A 3,800-nucleotide genomic window follows, 5' to 3' on the forward strand; every position below is an offset into this window, starting at 1 on the left:
CCGGCGTAGCGGCAACCCCCCCCCGGCCGGGCCGGCCCCCCGGCCGCGGGGGGCGCGGGGGCCCGCGCGGGGGGCGCGGGCGCGGCGGATGCCGGCCCTCATAAAAACGGCGTGGGCGCCGCGGGGTCTTCCCGGGCGCCCGTCTCGGCGGAGGCACGGCCCGGAGGCCGGCGGCTCAGTTGGTCGGCACGCCGGCGGGGGGCGGTGGCGCCGGCTGGGCGGGCGCGGCGGGCAGGCCGGCCGGCGCTCCCTGACTGGACGTCCCTGGGCTAGACGTCCCTGGGCCGGATGTCCCTGGGCCAGATGTCCCCTGGCCGGGCACCGGGGCGGCCGGCCGCGGCTGCAAGGGCTGCTCGCCAGTGACCGAGGGCGGCGGCGGCACGTCCAGGATCGAGCCGCGCTGCGCCGCGCCGCGCCCGAGAAGTGCCATCGCCATGGCCAGGACCATGAACAGCGTGGCCAGCACGGCCGTGCTGCGCGTCAGCAGGTTGGCGGTGCCGCGCCCGCTCATGAAGGAACCCATGCCCTGCGAGGAGCCGATGCCAAGCCCGCCCCCCTCGCTGCGCTGCAGCAGCACGACGCCGATCAGCGCGAGGGTGACGAAGAGATGCAGGACGAGCAGGACGGTCATCATGGCGCAGCGCTCTTAGCCGCATCCCCGGCGGGATGCCAGGGCCAAGCGCGGCATGGCCGGCGATATCGCACGGGCTCATCCGCCGGGCAGGGGCTGTCCGGGCAGGGTGAGCGCGAAGATCAGGCCGGGATCGCCGGCCGCCGGGCCCCAGACGAAACTGCCGTTCAGCTTCTGGCTCATGCTCTGGATGATCGTCACGCCCAGGCTGGAGCCGGGATCGAAATCCGGCGGCAGGCCGTCGTCCCGCAGCTCAAGGCTCAGCGCGCCCTGGGCGCCGGGCCCGAAGCGCAGGTGAAGGTCGCCCCCGCCGGCGCGCGCGGCGATGGTCACCAGCTCGGTGACGATCAGCCCGATCGGCACCGCGTCGTCCGCCGGCCAGTCCCGGGAGGCGACGTCGCAATGCAGGCTTCGTCCGCCATCGGTCAGGCCCGAGGCCGCGCGCAATTCGCCGCAGAGCTCGCCCAGGTAATCCGAGACCTCGACCACGCCGATGCGGGCGCTGCGGTGCAGGCGGTCATGCGCCCGGGCGATGGTGGCGACACGCTGCGCCGCCTCCTCGAGCGCCTGGCGGGCGGTGTCCTCGGTGCTGGCGCGGGCCTGGATGGAGAGCATCGAGCGGGTCATGGTCAGGCTGTTCTTCACCCGGTGGTCGATCTCCCGCATCAGCAGGTCCTTCTCGGCCAGCAGGGCGTCGCGCGCCGCCAGGGCCTCCTCCGCCTCGCGGGCGCGCCGCTCGGCCAGGCGGTGCAGCCGCTCCATCTCGCGGCCCGACAGCTCGCGGTCCACCGCGACGCCCAGGGTATTGGCCAGGGCCTGGAGGAAGTGGACGTCGTCGGTGGTGAAATCCTCCCGGTCGCGGCCATCGACCTCCAGCACGCCGAACGGCTCGCCGCTGCCGCGGATGATGACGTTGATCGCCCGCCGTACCCCGTGCTCGGCCAGCAGGCGCGGCGTCCGGAAGCGGGTCTCGTTCTCCAGGTGGTTCGAGATCACCGGCTTGCCGGTGCGGTAGGCGTAGCCGGCGGGGCTTTCCAGGTCGCTGCCGATCCGCGCCCGGCCGACCTCGCCCTCGCGCCAGCCATGACCCGCGCGCAGCAGGAAGTTCCCCTCCTCGGGCAGGTATTGCAGCACCTTGGTGAAATCGCTGCTCAGCCCCCGCCCCGCCAGGCTGGCCGCCATCTCGAGCAGGGGTTGCAGCCCCTCCAGTCGCAGCGCGCTCAGGCCCAGCTCCGCGATGATGGCCTGCTGGTGCAGGCGAAGGGTCAGCTCCCGCGTCTTGTCCATCCTGACCCCTTCTCCTCTGGCAGTCCCGGCATGGATATCGCGCCGCGGGGCCGGGCGCTAATCCCGCGTCCCCGCGGGCCCGTCATGCCCCGCCGCCGAGGCCGGCCTGCGCGCCCAGCAGCCGCAGCGCCAGGACGACGCTGGCGGCGCGCACCGCGTCGCGGTCCCCGGGGAACACCTCGTGCCGCAGCAGGGTGGGCGCGTCCCGCCGGGCGGCGGCGAAATGCACCAGCCCGACCGGCTTGCCCGGCCTGGCGCCGCCGGGACCGGCGATGCCGGTGATGGCCACGGCAAGATCCGCCTCGCAGCCGCGCAGCGCGCCCTCGGCCATGGCCTGGGCCACCGGAGCGCTGACCGCGCCGTGCTCGGCCAGCATCGCCTCCGGCACGCCCAGGATGCGCGCCTTGGCGGTGTTGGAATAGGTGATGAAGCCGGCCAGCAGCGTGGCCGAGGAGCCGGGGATGGCGGTCAGCGTGGCGCCCACCAGCCCGCCGGTGCAGCTCTCCGCGGTGGCCACGGTGAGGCCCCGGGCCTGCAGCTCGCGCAGCAGCGTGGCGGCCTGCTCGCGGGTGCCGGGCAACAGCATCTCGGTCATGGCAGCAGGCCTCCGGCTCGCAGGGCGAGGATGATGGCGCCGGCCAGGGCGCCGGCCAGGATGTCGTCCAGCATCACGCCCGCGGCGCCCTTGCGGCGGTCGGCCCAGCCCACCGGGCCCGGCTTGGTGATGTCGAACAGGCGGAACAGCAGGAAGGCCAGGATGATGGCGGGCGCGCCGGCGCCGGCCGGCAGGGCGGCGAGCGCCAGGGCCTGTCCGGCGCCCTCGTCGATCACCACCCAGGAGGGGTCCTGCCGCGCCGCCGGCAGCCGTTCCAGCACCCACCAGCCGAGCAGGCCCAGCAGCGCGGCCAGGATCAGGCAGGCCTCGGGTCCGAGCAGCACGGCGGGCAGCACCGCGGCCGAGCCCCAGGTGCCGGGCGCCGGGCGCAGATGGCCGATGCCGCCCAGGCTGACGACCAGCCGCGGCAGCGGGGCCGCCGACAGGCCCGGAGCGAGGACGGGGGGCAGGCCGGCCGGGGGGAGCGCCGGTGAGGGTGGAGCAGGCTCGCCCATCTCAGCGCGCCGCGCCGGCCGGCGCCTGGGGCAACCAGGGCTTCAGCGGATGGTCCAGCTCGCCCTGGCCGCCGAGCGCGCGGTAGATCACCGCGTTCTCGACCACGCGCTGAGCGTAGTTGCGGGTCTCGGAGAAGGGGATCTGCTCCATCCAGTCGATCAGGTCGGTGCCGGGCTGGCGCGGGTCGCCATAGGTGGCGATCCATTCCTCGACGCGGCGGGGGCCGGCGTTGTAGGCGGCGGCGGCCATGGCCAGGTTGCCGAAGCGGCCGAGCTGGTCCGCCAGGTAGCGCGCGCCGAGGCGCAGATTGTGCTCGGGCTGGCTGGTCAGCCAGCCGGTCTGGTGCGCAACGCCCATCTGGCGCGCCACCAGGGTCGCGGTGCCGGGCAGCAGTTGCATCAGCCCGCGCGCATTGGCCGAGGAGACGGCGGCCGGGTCGAAGTTGCTCTCCTGCCGCGCCACGGCGTGGACGAAGGCGGGCTCGATCCCGGCGGCTTCGGGCGGGCTGTAGGGCATGGGCCAGCCCTCGGGCAGCATCATCACCCCGTCGATCCCGGCGCGGCGGGAGACCCAGACGGCATGGTCCTGCCGGCCGATGCTGTTGGCGAGCCGCGCCGCCAGAACCTGTTCGGCCGGGTCCGGCGCGGTCTCCTCCAGCCGCAGCAGGAAGAGGCGGGCCCGGTCGGTGTCGCCGAGGTCAGCCAGCGTCAGCACCGCCTGCGCCAGCTCCTTGTCGAGAAAGGTTGCCGCGGCGTCGGGGGTGGGCTGGGG

Annotated in this window: 5 protein-coding genes; all 5 read right to left on the bottom strand. The window is 74.9% G+C overall.

Translation table 11 applies throughout. From position 1 onward, the window contains the following. Positions 1-175: 175 nt before the first annotated feature. Positions 176-634, bottom strand: coding sequence for a preprotein translocase subunit SecG (gene secG / locus ACVMLK_RS20125; RefSeq protein ID WP_457487427.1), 459 nt, complete (start codon positions 632-634; stop codon positions 176-178). Between the two features lie 75 nt (positions 635-709). Continuing rightward, the gene (locus ACVMLK_RS20130; protein WP_457487428.1) at positions 710-1,918 is read right to left on the bottom strand and encodes a sensor histidine kinase; all 1,209 of its coding nucleotides are present in this window, start codon (positions 1,916-1,918) and stop codon (positions 710-712) included. An 82-nt stretch (positions 1,919-2,000) separates the two neighbouring features. After that, a complete protein-coding gene (locus ACVMLK_RS20135) occupies positions 2,001-2,504 on the bottom strand; it encodes a CinA family protein (RefSeq protein ID WP_457487431.1) in 504 nt (167 codons plus the stop codon). A gap of 5 nt (positions 2,505-2,509) precedes the next feature. Then, on the bottom strand, positions 2,510-3,028 hold the full coding sequence (locus tag ACVMLK_RS20140) for a phosphatidylglycerophosphatase A family protein (protein WP_457487429.1): 519 nt from the start codon (positions 3,026-3,028) through the stop codon (positions 2,510-2,512). A gap of 1 nt (position 3,029) precedes the next feature. Next, positions 3,030-3,800: lytic transglycosylase domain-containing protein (locus tag ACVMLK_RS20145; protein ID WP_457487430.1), on the bottom strand; the 771-nt coding region annotated here is incomplete at its 5' end.

The sequence above is a fragment of the Teichococcus aerofrigidensis genome, from assembly GCF_054073225.1.

Bases quoted from the DNA above. Each gene is read 5' to 3' on its own strand.
- secG (WP_457487427.1), bottom strand. From the start codon at position 634: ATGATGACCGTCCTGCTCGTCCTGCATCTCTTCGTCACCCTCGCGCTG.
- ACVMLK_RS20130 (WP_457487428.1), bottom strand. From the start codon at position 1,918: ATGGACAAGACGCGGGAGCTGACCCTTCGCCTGCACCAGCAGGCCATC.
- ACVMLK_RS20135 (WP_457487431.1), bottom strand. From the start codon at position 2,504: ATGCTGTTGCCCGGCACCCGCGAGCAGGCCGCCACGCTGCTGCGCGAG.
- ACVMLK_RS20140 (WP_457487429.1), bottom strand. From the start codon at position 3,028: ATGGGCGAGCCTGCTCCACCCTCACCGGCGCTCCCCCCGGCCGGCCTG.